The sequence below is a fragment of the Myxococcus hansupus genome (assembly GCF_000280925.3).
Classification (GTDB): Bacteria; Myxococcota; Myxococcia; order Myxococcales; family Myxococcaceae; genus Myxococcus; species Myxococcus hansupus.
This window is the reverse complement of the sequence record NZ_CP012109.1, coordinates 8,122,207-8,139,836: the sequence shown is the minus strand read 5'-3', so window position 1 is coordinate 8,139,836 and position 17,630 is coordinate 8,122,207. Positions and strand designations below refer to the sequence as shown.

The 17,630-nt window shown below is 70.0% G+C and carries 17 protein-coding genes and 1 pseudogene; 11 read left to right on the top strand and 7 right to left on the bottom strand.

Annotated elements, in window-relative coordinates; all coding sequences use genetic code 11:
- Positions 1-250: 250 nt before the first annotated feature.
- Entirely contained in the window at positions 251-1,213 is a 963-nt protein-coding gene (locus tag A176_RS31995) for a hypothetical protein (protein WP_002636249.1), read from the top strand.
- A gap of 34 nt (positions 1,214-1,247) precedes the next feature.
- On the opposite strand, the gene rraA is transcribed toward A176_RS31995, so the two are convergent.
- Entirely contained in the window at positions 1,248-1,745 is a 498-nt protein-coding gene (gene rraA, locus A176_RS31990) for a ribonuclease E activity regulator RraA (RefSeq protein WP_002636248.1), read from the bottom strand.
- 14 nt (positions 1,746-1,759) lie between these two features.
- The gene (locus tag A176_RS31985) at positions 1,760-2,737 is read right to left on the bottom strand and encodes an aldo/keto reductase (protein WP_002636247.1); all 978 of its coding nucleotides are present in this window, start codon (positions 2,735-2,737) and stop codon (positions 1,760-1,762) included.
- Positions 2,738-2,999: 262 nt separating this feature from the next.
- On the opposite strand from A176_RS31985, the gene hemL reads away from it, so the two are divergent.
- Complete coding sequence (gene hemL, locus A176_RS31980) at positions 3,000-4,295, top strand: glutamate-1-semialdehyde 2,1-aminomutase (protein WP_002636246.1); 1,296 nt, start codon at positions 3,000-3,002, stop codon at positions 4,293-4,295.
- Positions 4,279-6,918, top strand: a complete 2,640-nt coding sequence (locus A176_RS40340; RefSeq protein WP_226994047.1) for a serine/threonine-protein kinase — start codon at positions 4,279-4,281, stop codon at positions 6,916-6,918. The genes hemL and A176_RS40340 overlap by 17 nt, the downstream gene beginning before the upstream one ends.
- Before the next feature lie 21 nt (positions 6,919-6,939).
- Here A176_RS40340 and A176_RS31970 read toward each other — a convergent pair whose 3' ends face one another.
- From A176_RS31970 to A176_RS31960, 3 genes are all read right to left on the bottom strand, one after another.
- Positions 6,940-7,791 (bottom strand): hypothetical protein, encoded by an 852-nt coding sequence (locus tag A176_RS31970; RefSeq protein WP_002636244.1) that lies wholly within the window; start codon positions 7,789-7,791, stop codon positions 6,940-6,942.
- 52 nt (positions 7,792-7,843) lie between these two features.
- On the bottom strand, positions 7,844-10,480 hold the full coding sequence (locus A176_RS31965; RefSeq protein WP_044890324.1) for an ATP-binding protein: 2,637 nt from the start codon (positions 10,478-10,480) through the stop codon (positions 7,844-7,846).
- 169 nt (positions 10,481-10,649) lie between these two features.
- The gene (locus A176_RS31960) at positions 10,650-11,171 is read right to left on the bottom strand and encodes a YbhB/YbcL family Raf kinase inhibitor-like protein (protein WP_002636242.1); all 522 of its coding nucleotides are present in this window, start codon (positions 11,169-11,171) and stop codon (positions 10,650-10,652) included.
- A gap of 410 nt (positions 11,172-11,581) precedes the next feature.
- Here A176_RS31960 and A176_RS31955 point away from each other — a divergent pair, with 410 nt between their 5' ends.
- The 6 genes from A176_RS31955 (at position 11,582) to ychF (ending at position 15,485) form a co-directional block, all read left to right on the top strand.
- Positions 11,582-11,848: an AtpZ/AtpI family protein gene (locus A176_RS31955; RefSeq protein ID WP_002636241.1), complete on the top strand. Its 267-nt coding sequence runs from the start codon at positions 11,582-11,584 to the stop codon at positions 11,846-11,848.
- A complete protein-coding gene (locus A176_RS31950; RefSeq protein ID WP_002636240.1) occupies positions 11,845-12,258 on the top strand; it encodes a hypothetical protein in 414 nt (137 codons plus the stop codon). The genes A176_RS31955 and A176_RS31950 overlap by 4 nt, the downstream gene beginning before the upstream one ends.
- On the top strand, positions 12,258-13,265 hold the full coding sequence (atpB, locus tag A176_RS31945; protein WP_002636239.1) for a F0F1 ATP synthase subunit A: 1,008 nt from the start codon (positions 12,258-12,260) through the stop codon (positions 13,263-13,265). The genes A176_RS31950 and atpB overlap by 1 nt, the downstream gene beginning before the upstream one ends.
- A 144-nt stretch (positions 13,266-13,409) precedes the next feature.
- Entirely contained in the window at positions 13,410-13,640 is a 231-nt protein-coding gene (locus A176_RS31940; RefSeq protein WP_002636238.1) for an ATP synthase F0 subunit C, read from the top strand.
- Between the two features lie 129 nt (positions 13,641-13,769).
- Positions 13,770-14,324, top strand: coding sequence for a F0F1 ATP synthase subunit B (atpF, locus tag A176_RS31935; RefSeq protein WP_002636237.1), 555 nt, complete (start codon positions 13,770-13,772; stop codon positions 14,322-14,324).
- A gap of 51 nt (positions 14,325-14,375) precedes the next feature.
- Complete coding sequence (ychF, locus tag A176_RS31930) at positions 14,376-15,485, top strand: redox-regulated ATPase YchF (protein WP_002636236.1); 1,110 nt, start codon at positions 14,376-14,378, stop codon at positions 15,483-15,485.
- Between the two features lie 122 nt (positions 15,486-15,607).
- Here the strand turns inward: ychF and A176_RS31925 are convergent, their stop codons facing one another.
- Both A176_RS31925 and A176_RS31920 read right to left on the bottom strand, forming a co-directional pair.
- The gene (locus tag A176_RS31925; protein WP_226994046.1) at positions 15,608-15,823 is read right to left on the bottom strand and encodes a hypothetical protein; all 216 of its coding nucleotides are present in this window, start codon (positions 15,821-15,823) and stop codon (positions 15,608-15,610) included.
- A 313-nt stretch (positions 15,824-16,136) separates the two neighbouring features.
- A pseudogene (locus tag A176_RS31920) lies at positions 16,137-16,607 on the bottom strand (citrate/2-methylcitrate synthase); the annotation flags it as partial.
- A 60-nt stretch (positions 16,608-16,667) separates the two neighbouring features.
- On the opposite strand from A176_RS31920, the gene A176_RS31915 reads away from it, so the two are divergent.
- Complete coding sequence (locus A176_RS31915; protein ID WP_002636233.1) at positions 16,668-17,102, top strand: cupin domain-containing protein; 435 nt, start codon at positions 16,668-16,670, stop codon at positions 17,100-17,102.
- A gap of 13 nt (positions 17,103-17,115) precedes the next feature.
- The gene (locus A176_RS31910) at positions 17,116-17,613 is read left to right on the top strand and encodes a hypothetical protein (protein WP_002636232.1); all 498 of its coding nucleotides are present in this window, start codon (positions 17,116-17,118) and stop codon (positions 17,611-17,613) included.
- Positions 17,614-17,630 lie beyond the last annotated feature (17 nt).

The window sequence follows — 17,630 nt, the reverse complement described above, 5'->3', positions numbered from 1 at the left end:
GTGGGGGCACGGCGTGTCAGTGCAGATGCGGTGCCAGTTGCGTTCGCCACTCAAGTCACCGGAATCCGGGAGCCCCCTGTCTCGCGTGTGAACCGCTGCGTTCCGGTGGGACGCATCCGCGTTTCCCTGGATGGCAGCGCTCGCCGTGAGGCGCGGAGGCGTGTCGGCACGGACTCCCGTGACGCCGCCGGTTGTGTGGCGTCCCCCGCGTGTGGCAAGTGGGGGGCCCCATCTCGCCGCCTGATTCGCCGTGAGCCCAGTCACCCTGCAAATCAATCTCGCGCCCACGGACTACCCGCACGCGCGCCTCATCCTTCCTCACCAGCTCCGTCAGCTCGGCCCCTCCGTGGAGGAGGTGCTGCTCGTGCTGGACCTGCACCGGAGTCAGGGGAGCCGCTTCGCGGGCGCGTGGCTGGAGCGCAAGCCGAAGATGGACGCGCTCCTCGCGGAGCTGTCCTCGGCGGACCCGCGCATCCGGGTGGCGGAGGTGGACTACTCGCCGGCCACCACGAAGGCGCTCGCTGAACAGTTCTTCGGAGGCACCCGGCTGCCGATGAAGGACTCGCGCGGCGGGCCCTTCCACTCCTACTTCTTCGGGCTCTGGGCGGCGAAGCACCGGCACGTGCTGCACCTGGACGCGGACATGCTCATCGGTGGCGCGTCGCGGACCTGGATGGCGGAGGCGGAGGCGCAGCTCGCGTCACGTGAGGAGCTGGTGAGTTGCAGTCCCCTGTCGGGCCCTCCGCGCGCGGACGGGAGCATCGCGGGAGACCGTCGCTGGTACGAACCGGACGCGCAGGTTCCCCAGGCCTTCCGCTTCCAGCGCTTCAGCACGCGGGCCTTCTTCGTGGACCGTGACGCGTTGATGCGCAGGGTCGGGGTGCTGAGCGCGAAGCTGGCGCCGCCCATCCACGTGCTGCGTGCCTTGCGCGCGGGCAATCCGCCTTACCGCGAGCCCGAGAACCTGGTGACCCGCCGGCTCAAGCGCCGAGGCCTGTGGCGGCTGGACTTCCTGGGGGCTTCGCCGGGGCTGTGGACGCTGCATCCCCAGTACCGTTCGCCCACGTTCTACGAGCGGCTGCCGGAGCTGATATCGCGCGTCGAGGCAGGCGACATGCCCGACGCGCAGCGCGGCCAGGAGAACGTGCAGGACTGTCTGGTGGATTGGTCCGACGTGCGGGCCGCGCGGCGCAAGTGGTGGAGGCGCGGATAGGGGTCCGCGCTTCCTCCCGCGCCGTGCGCCTCACTCAGCTCAGCGGTGATTCGGAGACGATGATGCCGTCCAGGTCCGCGTAGACGTAGTGGCCGGGGCGGAAGACGACGCCGGCGAAGCGGACCTCCACATCCCGCTGGCCTTCGTTGCGCTTGAGGCTCTTGAGCGGATGCGTGCCCAGCGCCTTGACGCCAATGGGCATGCGGCCCACGTCCTCGGCGTCGCGGATGCAGCCATTCACCACCACGCCCGCCCAGCCATTCTGCTGGGCGAGCAGCGCGAGCTGGTCTCCCACGAGCGCGCAGCGGCGGCTGCCTCCTCCGTCCACCACCAGCACGCGGCCCTTGCCGGGCTCCTCCAGGGCCTTGCGCACGAGGGAGTTGTCCTCGGGTGCGCGCACCGTGCTGATGGGGCCCGCGAAGGTCCGGACGCCGCCGTAGTCATGGAACCCGGGCTCGGCGATTTGGAACTGCGCTGTGCCCGCGTGGGCATCACAGAGGTCCGCCGTCTTGAAGTTCGTGAACGCGCTCATGGCTTCGAGCCTTCTCAGGCCTCGCGTGAGGACGCAATGTCGAGCGTGCGGAGGTCCTCCGCCGTCAGTTGCAACGTGAACGCCCCCAGCAGTTCCTGGGTCTGCTGAACGGACGTCGCGCTCGCGATGGGCGCCACGATGGTGGGCTGCGCGGCGAGCCACGCGAGCGCGACCTGGGCGAAGTTGGCGCCAGGGTGGCGGCGCGTCACCTCCTCCAGGGCGTCAATCACGGCCCAGCCGCGGGCGTTGCCGTACTTCTTCAGGACGCCCTCGGCCCGCGCCGACTTCGGAGGCGGCTGGTCCTTGCGGTACTTGCCCGTCAGGAAGCCCGAGGCCAGCGCGAAGTAGGGCGCCACCACCAGCCCCTCGCGCTCGCAGATGTCCCGGAGGGTCGACTCGTAGGTCTTGCGCTCGACGAGGTTGTAGTGCGGTTGCAGCACCGTGTACCGGGCGAGGTTGTTCCGCTTGGAGGCCTCCAGCGAGTCGGTGAGCTGCTTGGGGGAGTGGTTGCTCGCGCCCAGCGCGCGGACCTTGCCCGTGCGCACCAGCGCGTCGAAGGCCGCCATCGTCTCGTCCACCGGCGTGCCCAGGTCCTCGTAGTGGGCGTAGTAGAGGTCGATGGTGTCCACCTGCAGGCGGCGCAGTGACGCCTCCACGCTGCGCTGGATGTGCTCGCGGCCCAGGCCCTTGCCCAGCTCCGTCTGCGAGCCGACCTTGGTGGCGATGACGACGCGGTCCCTGGCGCCACGCGCCTTCATCCACTTGCCGATGAGCGTCTCTGACTCACCGCCGCGATTGCCGGGGACCCAGCTCGAATACACGTCCGCCGTGTCGATGAAGTTGCCGCCGCCTTCGAGGAAGGCATCGAGCACCGCGAACGAGGTGGGCTCATCGGCCGTCCATCCAAAGACGTTTCCACCCAGGTTCAGCGGGGAGACCTGAATCCCCGTCGACCCCAGGGGCTTGCGTGCTTCGAGTTTCGTCTGTGCCATGGCCGGCGTACCTAACGAGTCCTGGAGAAGGGTGCAGGTCAAAATGGCTCGACGGGGGCGGGGCCTCGGAGGCCGCGTGTCGGGCCTCGGACGATGCGACGCTGAAACAATCCAGTTTAGTCAGATTCGAAGAAAAGGCGGTTTCTTCCAGCCCGCCGGAGACTGTCCATAATGTGTCGGCGACGGCGCGGAGCAGCGAGGGGCGTGGGGGCGGGCGAGCGAGGACGCAGGCAGTCGCGTGTCACGTGTTATGGAACGCGCCATGAACCACGCTCACAGTCAGGCCCTCTTCGCTCGCGCGCAGGCACGCATTCCCGGCGGAGTGAACTCTCCGGTGCGTGCCTTCCGAGGCGTTGGCGGCGACCCGGTCTTCTTCCGTGAAGGCGCAGGCGCCTGGCTCACGGATGTGGACGGCAACCGCTACGTCGACCTCGTGGGGAGCTGGGGGCCGCTCATCCTGGGCCACGCCTATCCGCCCATCGTGGACGCCATCATCGACGCCGCGCGCCGGGGTTCGTCCTACGGCGCGCCGCATGCCGGCGAGGTCGAGTTCGCGGAGCTCATCTGTGCCACCATGCCCGCGGTGGAGATGGTGCGGCTGGTCTCCAGCGGCACCGAGGCCACGGTGGCGGCCATCCGCGTCGCGCGCGGCTTCACGGGCCGCGAGCACATCCTCAAGTTCGAAGGCTGCTTCCACGGTGCCGGTGACCCGTTCCTGGTGAAGGCGGGCAGCGGCGTGGAGACGCTGGGCCTGCCGGACTCGCCGGGCGTGCCGTCCGCGCTGGCGAAGCTCACGCTCACCGCGCCCTTCAACGACCTGGCCGCCGTGGAGCGCCTCTTCGCGGAGAAGGGGCAGGACATCGCCTGCGCCATCATCGAGCCGGTGGTGGGCAACATGGGCGTGCTGGTGCCGAAGCCCGGTTACCTCGAAGGTTTGCAGGCGCTCTGCCAGAAGCACGGCGTGCTGCTGGTGCTGGACGAGGTGATGACGGGCTTCCGGCTGTCTCGCGGCGGCGCGCAGGAGCTGTACGGCCTCAAGCCGGACCTCACCACGATGGCGAAGGTGGTGGGCGGTGGCATGCCGCTGGGCGCGTACGGTGGCCGTCGCGACATCATGGAGCAGGTGGCGCCCGCGGGGCCGGTGTACCAGTCCGGCACGCTGTCGGGGAACCCGGTGGCGGTGGCCGCGGGCATGGCGTGTCTCAAGGCCCTGGCCGCGCCTGGCACCTACGCGCGGCTGGAGGAAGTGAGCCGCATGCTGGAGGTCGGGCTGCTCGCCGAGGCGCGCGCCGCCGACGTCCCCGTCACCGTCAACCGCGTGGGCAGCATGCTCACCGTGTTCTTCACGGGCGAGCCTGTCTACGACTACACCAGCGCGAAGAAGGCGGACACGGCGCGCTTCGGTCGGTTCTTCCACGCGATGTTGAATGAAGGTGTCTACCTGCCGCCCAGCCAGTTCGAGGCGGCGTTCGTGTCGCTGGCCATGGGCGAGCCGGAAGTCGCCCATGTGCTCGCGGCGGCGAGAAAGGCCTTCCGTTCGCTTGGCAAGGCCGATTGAGCCCGAGCCCCTCTCGGGGCCCGTTCGCTTCGGTTCCTATACCCTCGTGCGCCGCATTGGCGCCGGGGGCATGGGAGAGGTGTTCCTCGCGCGAGAGGAGTCACCCCGCCGCGCCTGCGTGGTGAAGAAGGTCCTCCCGCAGCTCATGGCGAGTCCGCAGTTCGCCGGCCGCTTCCGCGACGAGGCCCGCGTGGTGGTGCGGCTCCACCATCCGAACATCGCGCGCGTGTACGCGATGGGCGAGGTGGATGGGCAGCTCTACCTGTCGATGGAGTACGTGCAGGGCAAGACGCTCAGCCGGCTGACGTACCGGTTGCGGCAGCTCGGGAAGACGTTGCCCTTGGGCATCATGCTGCACCTGGGGCAGCGGCTGTGCGAGGGCCTGGCGTACGCGCACGACGCGACGGACGAGTCCGGCCACCCGCTGCACCTGGTTCACCGAGACCTGTCTCCGGCGAACGTGTGCATCAGCTACGCGGGCGAGGTGAAGATCATCGACTTCGGCGCGGCGCAGTCCACGCTGAAGGAGCAGCAGACCGCGCCCCGGGTGGTGATTGGCAACCTGACGTACATGGCGCCGGAGCAGGCGCGGAAGCGCCTCGTGGACCGGCGCGCGGACGTGTACGCGGTGGGCGCGCTGCTGTGGGAGCTGTTCGCGTGGCGGCCCTTGGCGCAGCGGGGAGACCCGGTGGAGCGGTGGCGGCGCGCGGCGTATCCCCAGTGGGAGCCGGCGGGCCGCGTCCGCGAAGGTGTGCCGTCCAGCGTGGATGCGCTCCTGATGCGCGCGCTCGCCTCCGAGCCCGACAACCGATTTCCAGATGCGGGGGCCATGGGCGCGGAGCTGGCGCGGCTGAAGGCGAAGCTGGCGCCCAACGTGGGCGACGCGGACCTGGCGCGCTTCATCTCGGGAGCCTTCCCCCGGGAGAAGAAGGCAGAGGAACTCGTGCTCCGGGAGCTGCTGCGCGAGGCGCGCTCGCGGCAGCTCACCGAGCCGGAGCTGGCGACGGTGCTGGTGCCTCCCACCGCGCTCGCGTTCGAGCACGGCGGCATCGAGGCGCCCGAGGACTTCGTTCCGGCGGAGCGTGCGGCTGCCGATGCGGCACCTGCCGGGGCCGAGCCCACCGCGACGCGGCCGGATGCGCACGGAGAGTCGGCGCCACGTGAAGCGCAGGGGCGAGGTGCTCCCAGCCGTGGAGCGCAGGCCACCGCGCTGTATGGCACGGAGGAAGAGTCGACGGTCGCGGACGCTCTCCGCGGACGACCGCGCAGTGCTCAAGGGCCGCACGGCGAACCGCCGGACGCTCGCGGTGGCGCGGGGCGTGGGCACACGCCGCAGGGCGGGGCTGCTCGCGTCGAGGATGCGGCGGCCACGGTGACCTGGACGGCGCATGGCGCACCCGCGAGGGCTCGCACCGGCACCGCCGAAGGGGCCGCTGTCCGTGTGGCACTTGCCGAGGCCCATGCGGACGGGGATGACGAGGCGACCGTCGTCCAACCGGAGCGTGGCGGGCCTACCTCCGCGCGCACGGACGGCGACGCGCGTGCCACGCCTTCCGAACCGTGGAGTCATGGGGCAACGGACGTGCTCCGTGATGAGGACGCGGAGCCCACCGCTGTTGGACCGAGGCGAGGCGTTCCGAATGGCCTTGGCGGTGGGGAGTCCGGAGCCACCGCTGGTGAGTCGCGGCACCGAACTTCAAGTGCATCCAGTGACGCGGAGTCCACGGCGGTTGCGTCAAGGCGCGGGGCTTCCAGTGGTCCCGGCGATGGGGAGTCCGGAGCGGCCGCAGTTGCATCACGGCAACGCGCTTCAGGTTCACTCCGTGACGAGGACGCGGAGACCACTGCGGTCGGGTCGCCGCGAGGTGCTTCGAGTGGTCTCGGCGATGAGGAGTTCGAATCCACCGCAGTTGGGCCCAGGCGCGGCGCTTCGAGTGGCCATGGCGATGGTGTGCCCGAATCCACCGCCGCCGCGTCGCGACACCGCGCTTCAAGTGTGCACGGAGACACGGACGCGAAGTCCACCGCCATTGGGGCGAGGCGCGCGGTGGCGAGCGCATTCAGTGACGCGGATGCGGAGACCACCGTCATTCAGTCCGGGCGCGACCGCATCGCCGCGGCCGTCGCGGCCCACATGGACGCCGGGATGGCGGAGGCCCCCACCGAGCCGCCCAGGATGCCGCGTGCTGGCTCGCTCGGCGCCGTTGCCGGTCCAGCGGATGCCGCGACCACCGAAGCCGTCGACGCGGAGAAGCTGATGGTCGCGCTCGAGCGCGCCAACGCCGCCCGGGGGCAGGGGGCCAGCGCCACCACGCCCGAGGATGTCACCGTGACGGAGGTGAATCCCACCCGCGCGAACCCCGCGGCCGCGCCGCTGCGCCGAGCCACCCGGGAGACGCAGGTGGGCTTCGGCGTGGACATCTCCCAGGCCGTGGACGCCGCGGCCGTGGAGGCGCGCCGGTTGGCGTTGGTGCGCGCCATCACCGGCGACGACGAACTCCCCGCGGTGGAGCCCGAACAGACCACCGCGACCTGGCTCCGCGGCCGGCGGACCTGGCTCGCCGCGGGGCTGTTCACGGGCGCCTGTGCCTTGGGGCTCGCACTGGCGTGGGCGCTCTCCTGACGCGCGCTGCGTCGTCCGGCGTCAGCTCCCCGAAGGCAGCCGGTAGCTGAAGCCCAGGCTGATGGTGGCGGTGTCAATCCAGTTGCTGGTGAACCCGTCGCCGAACTCATCCTCGTTGTCGTCCGACGTGCCGCGCGCGCCGCCGCCCAGGTAGCGCAGGTTGAGGAACGCATCGATGTTCTCGGTGATGCGAACCCCGCCGCGCAGGGACGCATCCAGCAGCGCGCCCGTGGTGTTGGAGTCACGGTCCCCGTTGATGATGGCCGTGGGCGCGTAGCTGCCATCCGCCTCGAAGCCCACCCACCATCCGCCGCCCAGGCCCCACCGGCCGCGCACCTTGAGCAGCGGAACCGGCCCCACGTCCCGCGCCGTCCGCCGCAGCGTCCCGTCCGCCGAGGTGAAGACGTAGTTCGCGTTGCGCAGTTGCAGCGACACCCCGACGGACAGCTCGCGGTCCGGTCCGGCCAGCAGGTCGAACAGGTAGCTGGCCCGGTAGAAGGGGAAGCTGTAGTTCACGTTCAGCGGCGTGCCCGCGGGGAAGTCCAGCGCGTCGATGCGCACGTCCCGCTTGAGCACCACCTGCGTGTCGATGGCCAGCGGCTGGTAGAGGAACACCACCGTGTGCCGCCCCTTGAGGGTCAGCTCCGCGGACAGGCGCATGAAGTTGTAGAGGTTGTCCTGCCCACCGTCATCCACGTAACGGAACAGCGTGCCGTCACTGCCCTGGCGAATGCTGTGCGCCAGCACGTCCAGGAACCCCATCTCTCCCACGAACTTCAGTTGGACCCGGGGCTCGTCCGACGCGGCTTGGGCGCGGACCGCGGTGCTGCCCAGACAAAGAAGGACTCCCAGGATGACGGCATGGCGGTGCATTTCAGCTCCTCGCGAAGGCAATTGCGCCCCGGACGCGTGAGCTTTGAACGCGTTACCAACCTTCGTGCGCCGTGGAGGCGGGTGTGTCCAGAGGTAGATACAGCCGGAACGTGGTGCCCTGGCCCGGCTGGGAGTCCATGGCCACGCGGCCCTGGTGTGACTCGATGATGCGCTTCACCACGGCGAGGCCCAGCCCCGTGCCCTTGGCCTTGGTGGTGAAGAAGGGCTCGAAGATGCGGGCCCGCACGTCGGCAGCGATGCCCGGTCCGCTGTCCGCGAACTGCACCTCGACCTCGGGTGTTCCCGGGGCACGCCGGACGCTCGCCCGCAGCCTCCCGCCCTGCGGCATGGCCTGCACCGCGTTGATGGCGAGGTTGAGGAAGGCCTGCCGCATCATCCGCTCGTCCACCGTCACGGAGGGAACATCGTCCGCCAGGTCCATCTCCACGCTCACCTGGCCCGGTGCCTCCGCCAGCGCGCCGCGCACCGCGTCCTCCACCAGGGGCGACAGGGGCACTGCGTAGGGGTGCGGCGCGGGCGGACGCGCGAAGGTGAGCAGGTCCGCGACGATGCGATTGAGCCGGTCCGACTCCTCGCCCACGATGTCCAGCAGCGGCACCGCGGCGCTGTCCGGCCCGACGATGCGGCGCAGGGAGGCCACCGAGTTGAAGATGGCGCCCAGCGGATTGCGCACCTCGTGGGCCACCACCGCGGACAGCTCGCCCAGCGCGGCCAGCCGCTCGCGGCGCACGAGCTGCGCCTGGGTCCGGGCCAACTCCACGTAGCTGGCTTGCAGGTCCTCCACCAGCCGGGCGCCCTCACGGGCCAGCGCGAGCTGATTGGCGATGGCGCTGGCCCGCTCCACCTCCGCGGGGGTGAAGTGCCGCGCGCGCCGCGTCTCCACCGCCATCATCACGCCCATGGGGCGCTCGTGGACCACCAGGGGCAGCACCAGGAACGCGCGTGCCTCCGGCAGGAGCCGGACCTCCTCGTTGACGCGCAGGTCGGAGCTGGCGTCCTCCACCATCACCACCTCGCGCGTGTGGAACGCCAGGGAGGCGAGGGACGCGTCCGCCGGGATGAGCGGCAGCGAATGCCCCAACAGCGCCGGGCGCTCGCCCATCATCGCTCGCAGTTGGAGCCGCTCCCCCGTGCCGTCCGTCAGGAACACGTACGCGTCCTGCGTGTCCACGATGCGCGCCAGGCTGGTGGCGCCAATGTGCAGCAGCTTGTCCAGCTCCAGCGTGGCCGCCAGGGCCTTGGCCACCTCGTGCAACAAGGCCAGGTCCTCCGCCCGGCCGCGAAGCTCATGCAGCAGCCGGTGGGATTCGATGGCCGCCGCGAAGTGGCTGCCCATGGCTTGCAACGTCTCCCGCTCCAGCGGCGTCAGCGGCCGGCGTTGGCGGAAGAGGGCCGTCAGGATGCCGACGCCGCGTGAGCGCACCCGCAGCGGGACGACCACCACGGTGCGGAAGCCCTGTTGTCGCAGCGCCTCGCTCAAGTCGTCCGAACAGGAGTCCTCCACCTCCCGCTCCAGCGGCACGCCTTCGCGCTGGGCCTGGAGCCACAGGCTTCCGGTGCGCCACCGGCGCGTGAAGTCCTCGGACTCCTCACCCGCCAACCCCCGCGAATACGCGAGCTCCACCTCGCCGGCGTCCGTGGGCAGCAGCACCGTCACCGCGTCGCAGCCCAACAGGTCGGCGATTTCGTCCGTCCCTGGCGCGAACAGCGCCTGCGGGTGGGGCGCGGACGCCGTCACGGAGGCCAGCCGGTTGATGGCGGCCAGCGCCGTGTTCTGCGCCGACAGCCGGGAGATGGTGAGCGCCGCGTCCAGCGCGGCGGACACCTGCGCGCCGAACAGCCGCACCGGTGGAAGCTCTTCCTCGCGCAGCCAGTCCGCCACCATCGCCAGCATCGCCCGGGGCCGCCCTTCCACGTCGATGCGCACCGCGATGGCGCGAGTCTGTCCCGCCCGCCGGAGTCCCTGCCGCACCAGGACGCCCCGCGCGCCTCGAAGGAAGCGCTCCGCTTCCTGGGGCAGCTCGTTGGAGAAGGCGGCGCCGTCTCGCCAGGCGAGCTTCAACAGGGGCGGCCACTGGCCCACCACATCCCGGACCCAACGCCCCGCGAGCGAAGCGGCCTCCGGTGGCACCATGTCCGCGGGCACGAAGGTCTGTCCCAGCCGGACGCCGAGCTGCTCGGGCGAGAGCCAGGCGCAGGCGAGGCCCAGTTCCTCCACGCCGGAGAACATCCGCTTGAGCACCTCGGCCTCGGTGCGCAGCGAGGGGAGGCTCGCGCCCAGCTCGGCCAGGCGCTGAAGCACGCCGCGGCGCCGCGTTCGCGCCGACACGTCGCGCACCAGCACCACCCACTCCACGCCGCTGGGGATGACGGTCAGCTCGACGCGCAGCTCCCCCTCGGCGGTGCGCAGCGCGGTTTCATAGGTGGTGGGCACGGGCTCGCCGCGCCGGCGCCGGGCGTGGCGGGTGTCCAGCTCCGCCGCGCTCGCGGTGGACACCAGCAGCGTGGCGGGCTTGCCCAGCACCGATTCGCGCGGGTAGCACGACATCGTCACCAGCGCTTCGTTCACATAGACGAAGCGGCCGTCACGGACGACACAGACACCCACGGACATCGAATCGAAGGGGCCGTATGCGGATGCAGCCCCAGGGGCGGAGGCGGTTTTCACGGCGGTACGACTCTTCCACCGCTTCCACGCCGGGTGAAATCGCCCACACGTCGCTTCGCCCACCATCCCACAACGCGCGGGTCCGCCTGCGGCTTACCCGTAGGAAGGGCCCGGCCGCGCATGGCAGCCAGGCCCCGTGGAGATGCCAAGAAGGCTCCCCGAGTCGGACTCAGGCCGGGGAGGCCCCCGGCGACTCCGCGCCGCGGTGGTGGACCTTGGTGTACAGGCCGATGAGCTCGGCCTCACCCAGGATGTGGCCCTCCATGGCCTCCCGGAGCTGGGTGCGGGAGGCGGCCCGCCCCAGATCGGGCAGCACCGTGTCCAGCGCGAACAGGCGGAAGAAGTACCGGTGCATGCCAACGGGCGGCATGGGGCCGCCGTAGTCCTGCCGGCGGAAGTCATTTTGCCCCTGCCGGGCGCCTTCCGGGAGCACGTCCGGCGTGGCGCCCTCGGGCAGGCCCTGGGCGGAGGGGGGGATGTTGTAGATGACCCAGTGGGAGAAGGTCATCTGCGGGTTGCGCGGATCCGGCGCGTCCGGGTCCTCCACGATGAGGGCCAGGCTCTTCGTCCCGGCCGGCATGCCGGTCCATTGGAGCGGTGGAGAGATGTCCTCCCCCTCGCCGGTGTAGGCAATGGGGATGAGGTCGCCGTCCTTGAAGCGGGGGGACGTGAGCACGAGCGGCTTCGGCATGGAGTCCTCCAAAGGCGTGATGGAGCGTGTCTGGGCAAGCTGGCGACGCGGGCTCCCAGGCGCCCAGGAGGGGGGAGGGCACCGCCCGCCCGTCCGGCACCGGGGTATTGGGGCAGGCTCAAGCCCCCAGGCGCGGCGCCAGGCCCCGGGAAGCCCGCCTGGTGGGGTTCACCCTGGCCAAGGCCCCTGTCGGCCCGGAGAAGGGCGCCAGAGGCGGTCTCATGCGGGGCAGATCGGCGGTAGCTGAGCTTGCCGAAGCGGCAATCGCGACTGGGGGCCGGGGCCTGGCTGCCCATGGTAGCGGTTGCGTGTGTCGCGTGTTCGGTGTTAAGCGGCGCCCGCGCGTCGAGGGGTTGGGGCTGGCGGGGTTGGAAACGCGAGGTTTTCCCGGGGTTTGGGGAGGCGTCCGAATGGAAGTGAAGGAGCCCCGGAAACCGGGCGGTTCGGACGGCGCCGAGCTGGGTGAAACGGCTCGGCAGATGAGGGCCGCGCAGCCCTACATCGCGGCGGTGTGGAAGCTGGTGGGCGGGGCGGTGGTGGGGGTGTTGGGCGGCTACTGGCTGGACAAGTGGTTGGAGACGGGCCCCTGGTTGATGGTGGTGCTGAGCTTGGCGGGCATCTGCGTGGGCTTCTACGGATTCCTCCGCGAGATGTCCCGGCTGGGGAGGCGGAAGTGACGGCGCGGGGCGGTGGTGGTGGTGGGACGGACTCCTTCCGGAGTCATGCGGCGCTGGCGGGTGGCGTGGCGGTGGTCGGGTTGGCGCTGGCGGCGTTGATGCCGCAGGTGGTGGAAGACCGGGTTTCGGCGCTCTGGGGTGTGGGGCTGGCGGCGGTGACGGGCGCGGTGGCCCTGGTGCTGAAACGGCGGGCGGTGCGGCAGGACCTCAACGCCGCGCTGAAGGTGGTTGGAATCATTTTTGGCCTTCGGGCCGTGGGCGTGTTGGCGGGGCTGTTGGGCGTGGTGTCGCGGGGAATGGCGGCGGTGCCGTTCATCGCCGGTTTCTTCGGCGTCTACTTCGCGCTGCAGTGGATTGAAGTGAGCTACGTGATGGCCGCGTCGAAGGAATCGGCGGGCGGAGACGAGTGATGCGCAAGGCAATGGTGCTGTTCGCCAGTCTGTTCGCTGCCACGGCGTGGGCCGCAGGGTCCGAGGACGACGTGCCGGGGTACATCCTCCACCACGTCGTGGACTCGCCGTACCTGGAGATTGAAGTCCCGCTGAGCAACCCCATCCACGCGGCGGACCTGCCTCAAATTCTGGTCCCGCTGAAGGCGGACGGGTGCGCGCCCCGGATGACGTCGCACGGTCAGGAGATTCCGGGCCTGACGGAAGGCTGCCTGGACCTGTCCATCACGAAGCACACCGTGATGATGTGGCTGGCCGCCTTGCTGCTGATGGCGACCCTGTTCATCTGGAGCAACCGCGACAAGTCGAAGCTGGTGCCGCGCGGCGCGGGCGCCAACATCATCGAGATGCTGGTGCTGTTCGTTCGTGACGAGCTGGCCATCAAGAACATCGGCAAGGAAGAGGGCCCCCGCTACGTGCCCTACCTGCTCACGGCGTTCTTCTTCGTCCTCTTCATGAACCTGCTGGGCCTGATTCCCTGGATGGCGACGGCCACCGGCAACCTGGCCGTCACCGCGACGTTGGCGGTCTGCACCTTCTTCGTCACCCAGCTCGCGGGCATCCGCGCGGCGGGCCTGGGCGGCTACCTGAAGCACCTGACGGGCGGCGTGCACTGGGCGCTGTGGCCCATCATGATTCCGGTCGAGGTCCTGGGCCTGTTCACCAAGCCCTTCGCCCTCACGATGCGTCTGTTCGCCAACATGCTGGCGGGCCACATCGTCCTCTTCTTCCTCCTGGGCCTCATCTTCATCCTCGGCCACCCGGCGGTGGCGCTGGTGAGCGTGCCCTTCGCCTTCGCCATCTACCTGCTCGAGCTGTTCGTGGCCTTCGTGCAGGCCTACGTCTTCACGATGCTGTCGGCGCTCTTCATCGGCATGAGCGTGGCCATGGGCCACCACCATGACGACCACGGCCACGCGGCCGAGGGCAGCCACAACCACGACCACGGCAAGGCGCACCACGCCTAGGCCGTCTGTGACGAGTTACGGGGCGCGCGAGTCCGGCGCCTCGGCAGAAGACCCGGCGGTTCGAAAGGCCGCCGGAGGTAGTCCTCAAGGGCCATCACGACCCCCCCACAAGCGGGTCCACGCTACGAAAGAATAAGTGTTCCCATGACGAACCTCGCTCTCGCCTTCCTCGCCGCCGGTCTGGGTGCCGGTCTCTCCATCATCGGTGCCGCGCTCGGCATTGGTAAGCTGGCCGCCGCCGCCATGGACGCCACGGGCCGTCAGCCGGCCGCGGGCGGCGACATCCGCACCACGATGATCATCGCGGCGGCCCTTATCGAAGGCGCCACGCTGTTCGCGCTGGTCGTTTGCATCCTGCTCGCCACCAAGGCCTAAGCAGGGCAGGTCGAGTCATCGCTGGAAGGTCGCCGGTGCCTGGAGGGAATTGAACCTCGGGCGCCGGCCGCTCCAGCCGCGGTAACCGAAGTCTTCGCATCAACCCTCCCTCACGCTGGACATCCCGCCATGTTCCTGCCCTCCGTCCTCGCCGCCAGTAACCTCGTGAAGGTCCAGCCGGGCCTCATCTTCTGGACCCTCATCACCTTCGTCATCGTCGCCATCGTGCTGAAGATGAAGGCGTGGGGCCCCATCCTCTCGCTGGTCGAGGAGCGCGAGAAGCAGATCGCCAGCTCCATCGAGAGCGCGAAGCGTGAGCGCGCCGAGGCGGAGAAGCTGCTGGCCGACCAGAAGACGGCCATCGCCGAGGCCCGCCGTGAGGCCGCGGAGATGATGCGCCGCAACACGCAGGAGATGGAGAAGTTCCGCGAGGAGCTCATGGCCAAGAGCCGCAAGGAGGCCGAGGAGCTCAAGCTGAGCGCGCGTCGCGAGATCGACGAGCAGAAGGCGAAGGCCATCGCCGAGGTCCGCTCCATGGCGGTCGACCTGTCCATGGAGATCGCCGGCAAGCTCATTGGCGAGCGCATGGACGACAGCAAGCAGCGCGCGCTGGCCGAGCAGTTCGTCCAGGGCCTGCCGCTGAACGGCACCAGCGCCTCCGGCGCCGTCCGCCGCACTGCCTAATCCCCTTTTGGGGAAGCGCGCCCCCCGGCGCGCGTGTTCCAGGGAATCACCATGGGTCTATCCATCGGAATCGTCGGGCTGCCCAACGTCGGCAAGTCCACCCTGTTCAACGCGCTGTCGGCCGCGGGCGCGCAGGCCGCCAACTATCCCTTCTGCACCATCGAGCCCAACGTGGGCGTGGTGCCCGTGCCGGATGACCGCCTGGACCAGTTGTCCGCGCTCATCAAGCCGCTGAAGAAGGTGCCCACCTCGCTGGAGTTCGTGGACATCGCCGGCCTGGTGCGCGGCGCGTCCAAGGGCGAAGGCCTGGGCAACCAGTTCCTGGGCAACATCCGCCAGGTCAACGCCGTGCTCCATGTGCTGCGCTGCTTCGAGGACGACAACGTCACCCACGTCGAGGGCGGGGTGAATCCGGTGCGGGACCGGGACGTGGTCGACACGGAGCTGTGCCTCAAGGACCTGGAGACGGTGGAGAAGCGCCGCGAGCGCACCCTGAAGAACACCAAGATGGGTGGCAAGGCCGGCGAAGAGGCCAAGGCCGAGGTGGCGCTGCTGGACCGCATCAAGGCGAGCCTGGACAACGGCATCACCGTGCGCGCCCAGAAGCTCACCGAGGACGAGAGCGCCCTCATCCATGACCTGTTCCTGCTCACCGACAAGCCCGTGCTGTACGTGGCGAACATCGGCGAGACGGAACTGGGCAAGGAGGACGCCAATCCTCACGTGAAGGCCGTGCGGGAGATGGCCGCGAAGGAGGGCTTCGAGGTCGTGGTGCTCGCCGCCGCGCTCGAGTCCGAAATCCAGCAGCTCCCCGAGTCCGAGCGTCCGGGCTTCCTGGAGAGCGCGGGCCTGTCCGAGCCCGGCCTGCACAAGGTGGTGCGCGCGGGCTACAAGCTGCTGGGCCTGTGGACGTACTTCACCGTGGGCGAGCAGGAGTGCCGCGCGTGGACCATCCACCAGGGCTACAAGGCCCCGCAGGCCGCCGGCGTCATCCACTCCGACTTCGAGCGCGGCTTCATCAAGGCCGAGGTGATGCGCTGGGAGGACCTGGTGAAGATGGGCAGCGAGTCCGCCGTGAAGGAGAAGGGCATGCTGCGCGTGGAGGGCAAGGAGTACGTCGTTCAGGACGGCGACTGCATGCACTTCCGCTTCAACGTCTGACGTTCCCCGCGCGGCCTCGGGCCGTGTGACAGGGAGCGCGGTCATCGCGGGCGCGGCATCCGGACGACGAGGTCCGGAGGCGGCGCCCGCGAGTCGTTTCGGGGGCAGGGCGCTTGGGCGGCTCAGAAGCCGCGGGGGCCTTGGAGCACGGTGTAGACCCAGATGCCCACGGCGATGAGCGCCAGCACGGTGGTGAAGGTCGCCGTGCGTCGCATGCGGGGTTGCTCTTCCGGCGGATGCTTCGAGGCGAAGAACCACATGCCGCCCACGCGCAGGACGAGGAACAGGCAGAGCAGGATGGGGCCAATCACCTGCCAGCCCGTGGGCCGCATCAGCACCACGCCCCACGAGGCGAGGAAGGCGACGTTGCCCAGCAGCGAGGCGATGGCGAATCGGGGATATACGCGTCGAGTGTCCACGGCGCGGGAGTTTCGCCGCGAGTGTGCGGGCCTCCAACGAAGGACTTCGGTGGGTGCGCGGCAGGCGACGTTTCGGGGGCGCGGTGTCTGTGTTCGAGATGCGCCAGTTTCAGGAGACGACGTGGACGGGGCGCCACGTCGCCCCATGAGCAGTGCCGCTGCGTGGACGTTTCAGCCTGCGCGTGACGGCTTGGCTTCCACGTAGCGCGCGGAGTGCCGCTGCGTGGACGTTTCAGCCTGCGCGTGGCGGATTCGCCTCCACGTAGCGCGCGCGAGGGCGCAGCAGGTGCCCTTGTTCGCGCTGTTCGAGGACGTGCGCCACCCAGCCCGCCGCGCGGCCCACTGCGAACAGCGTGGCTCCCGCGCCGGGCGGCAGGCCCAGTGCTCCCGCGAGCATCACCAGTCCGAAATCCACGGAGGGCGGTGGATGGCCCGCTGCGCGCATGACGTCCAGCACGGCCGACGCGATACGGACGCTGGGGGCCTCGGGCCGGAGGGCCTGCGCGGCTTCGACCAGGGGCGGTGTTCGCGGGTCTCCGTCCGGGTAGAGCGGATGTCCGAAGCCCGTCATGGACTCGCCTCTGCGCAATCGCTCATGGATGACGGCCGAGGCGCGCTCGGGCCGTCCCACCTCCGCGAGCAGCGCCTCCACGCGGTCGCAGGCGCCACCGTGTTTGGGCCCGGAGAGCGCGGCCAGCGCGGCCACGGGTGGTGTTCCGCGTGGCAGGAGCTTCCCTGGTCCGAAGTCACGCAGGGACCCCGCGTGCAGTACCGCCGCAAGCAGTTGGGCGCCGCCGCGAAGGGGCGCAAGCTGGGGTGCAGCCTGATGGAGCTTCCTTCGGGCAAGCACGCGTGGCCGCGCCACTACCACCTGGCCAACGAAGAGGCCTACGTCATCCTGTCTGGCACGGGCCGGCTGCGCCTGGGCGAGGACACCCTCGTGGTGAAGGCGGGGGACTACGTGGCGCTGCCCGTGGGAGCGGCTGGGGCGCATCAGCTCCTGAACGACGGTGACGCGCCGCTGCGCTACCTCGCCTTCTCCACCATGCTGGAGCCGGACGTGATGGTGTACTCGGACTCGGAGAAGGTGGTCGTCTCCGCGGGCAGTGCCCCGGGGGGAGACAAGGCCGCTCGCACCCTGTTCACCACGCTGCCGCTGTCCGCGGAGGTGGACTACTGGAGCGGCGAGGAGCGATAGGCTGTGGCTTCAGATGGCCTCATTGCTCGACGTGCTCCTGCGGGAGCGACTCCTCAAGGACCGTGACGCCGCCGCGGAGTTGCTGCCGCGCGGGGAGCCACCCCATGTCTCCCTGTTGCGCCTGTGTGATGCGGGGCTGCTCGATGGGGGCCTGTCCGTGGGGTACGGCGTGCGCGCCGATGAGCTGGTGGGGCCGCTGACCAACGCGATGGGCGGCGCGGCCCGCCGCTTCAAGGTGGTGGATGTCCGCGAGCGCCCCGTGCTGGAGCTGCACGTGATGGCGGGCGACGTGACGGAGCGCTGGGAGGTGGAGGACCTCTCCGCGCTCGTGCACAACCTCAACAGCCTCTACCGCGATGCGCCGGATGTGCGCGCCGTGGCCGAGCTGGGTGAGTGGGAGGACGCACTCCAGCTCTGGTGTGTGGACAAGCGCGCCTTGCCGAAGCTGGCCCGTCAGTCCTTCTTCGCCCCACGCAACGCACGGGCGCTGACGGTTTCTTCGGGGGAGTGAGCCTCCAGCCGGGTCCT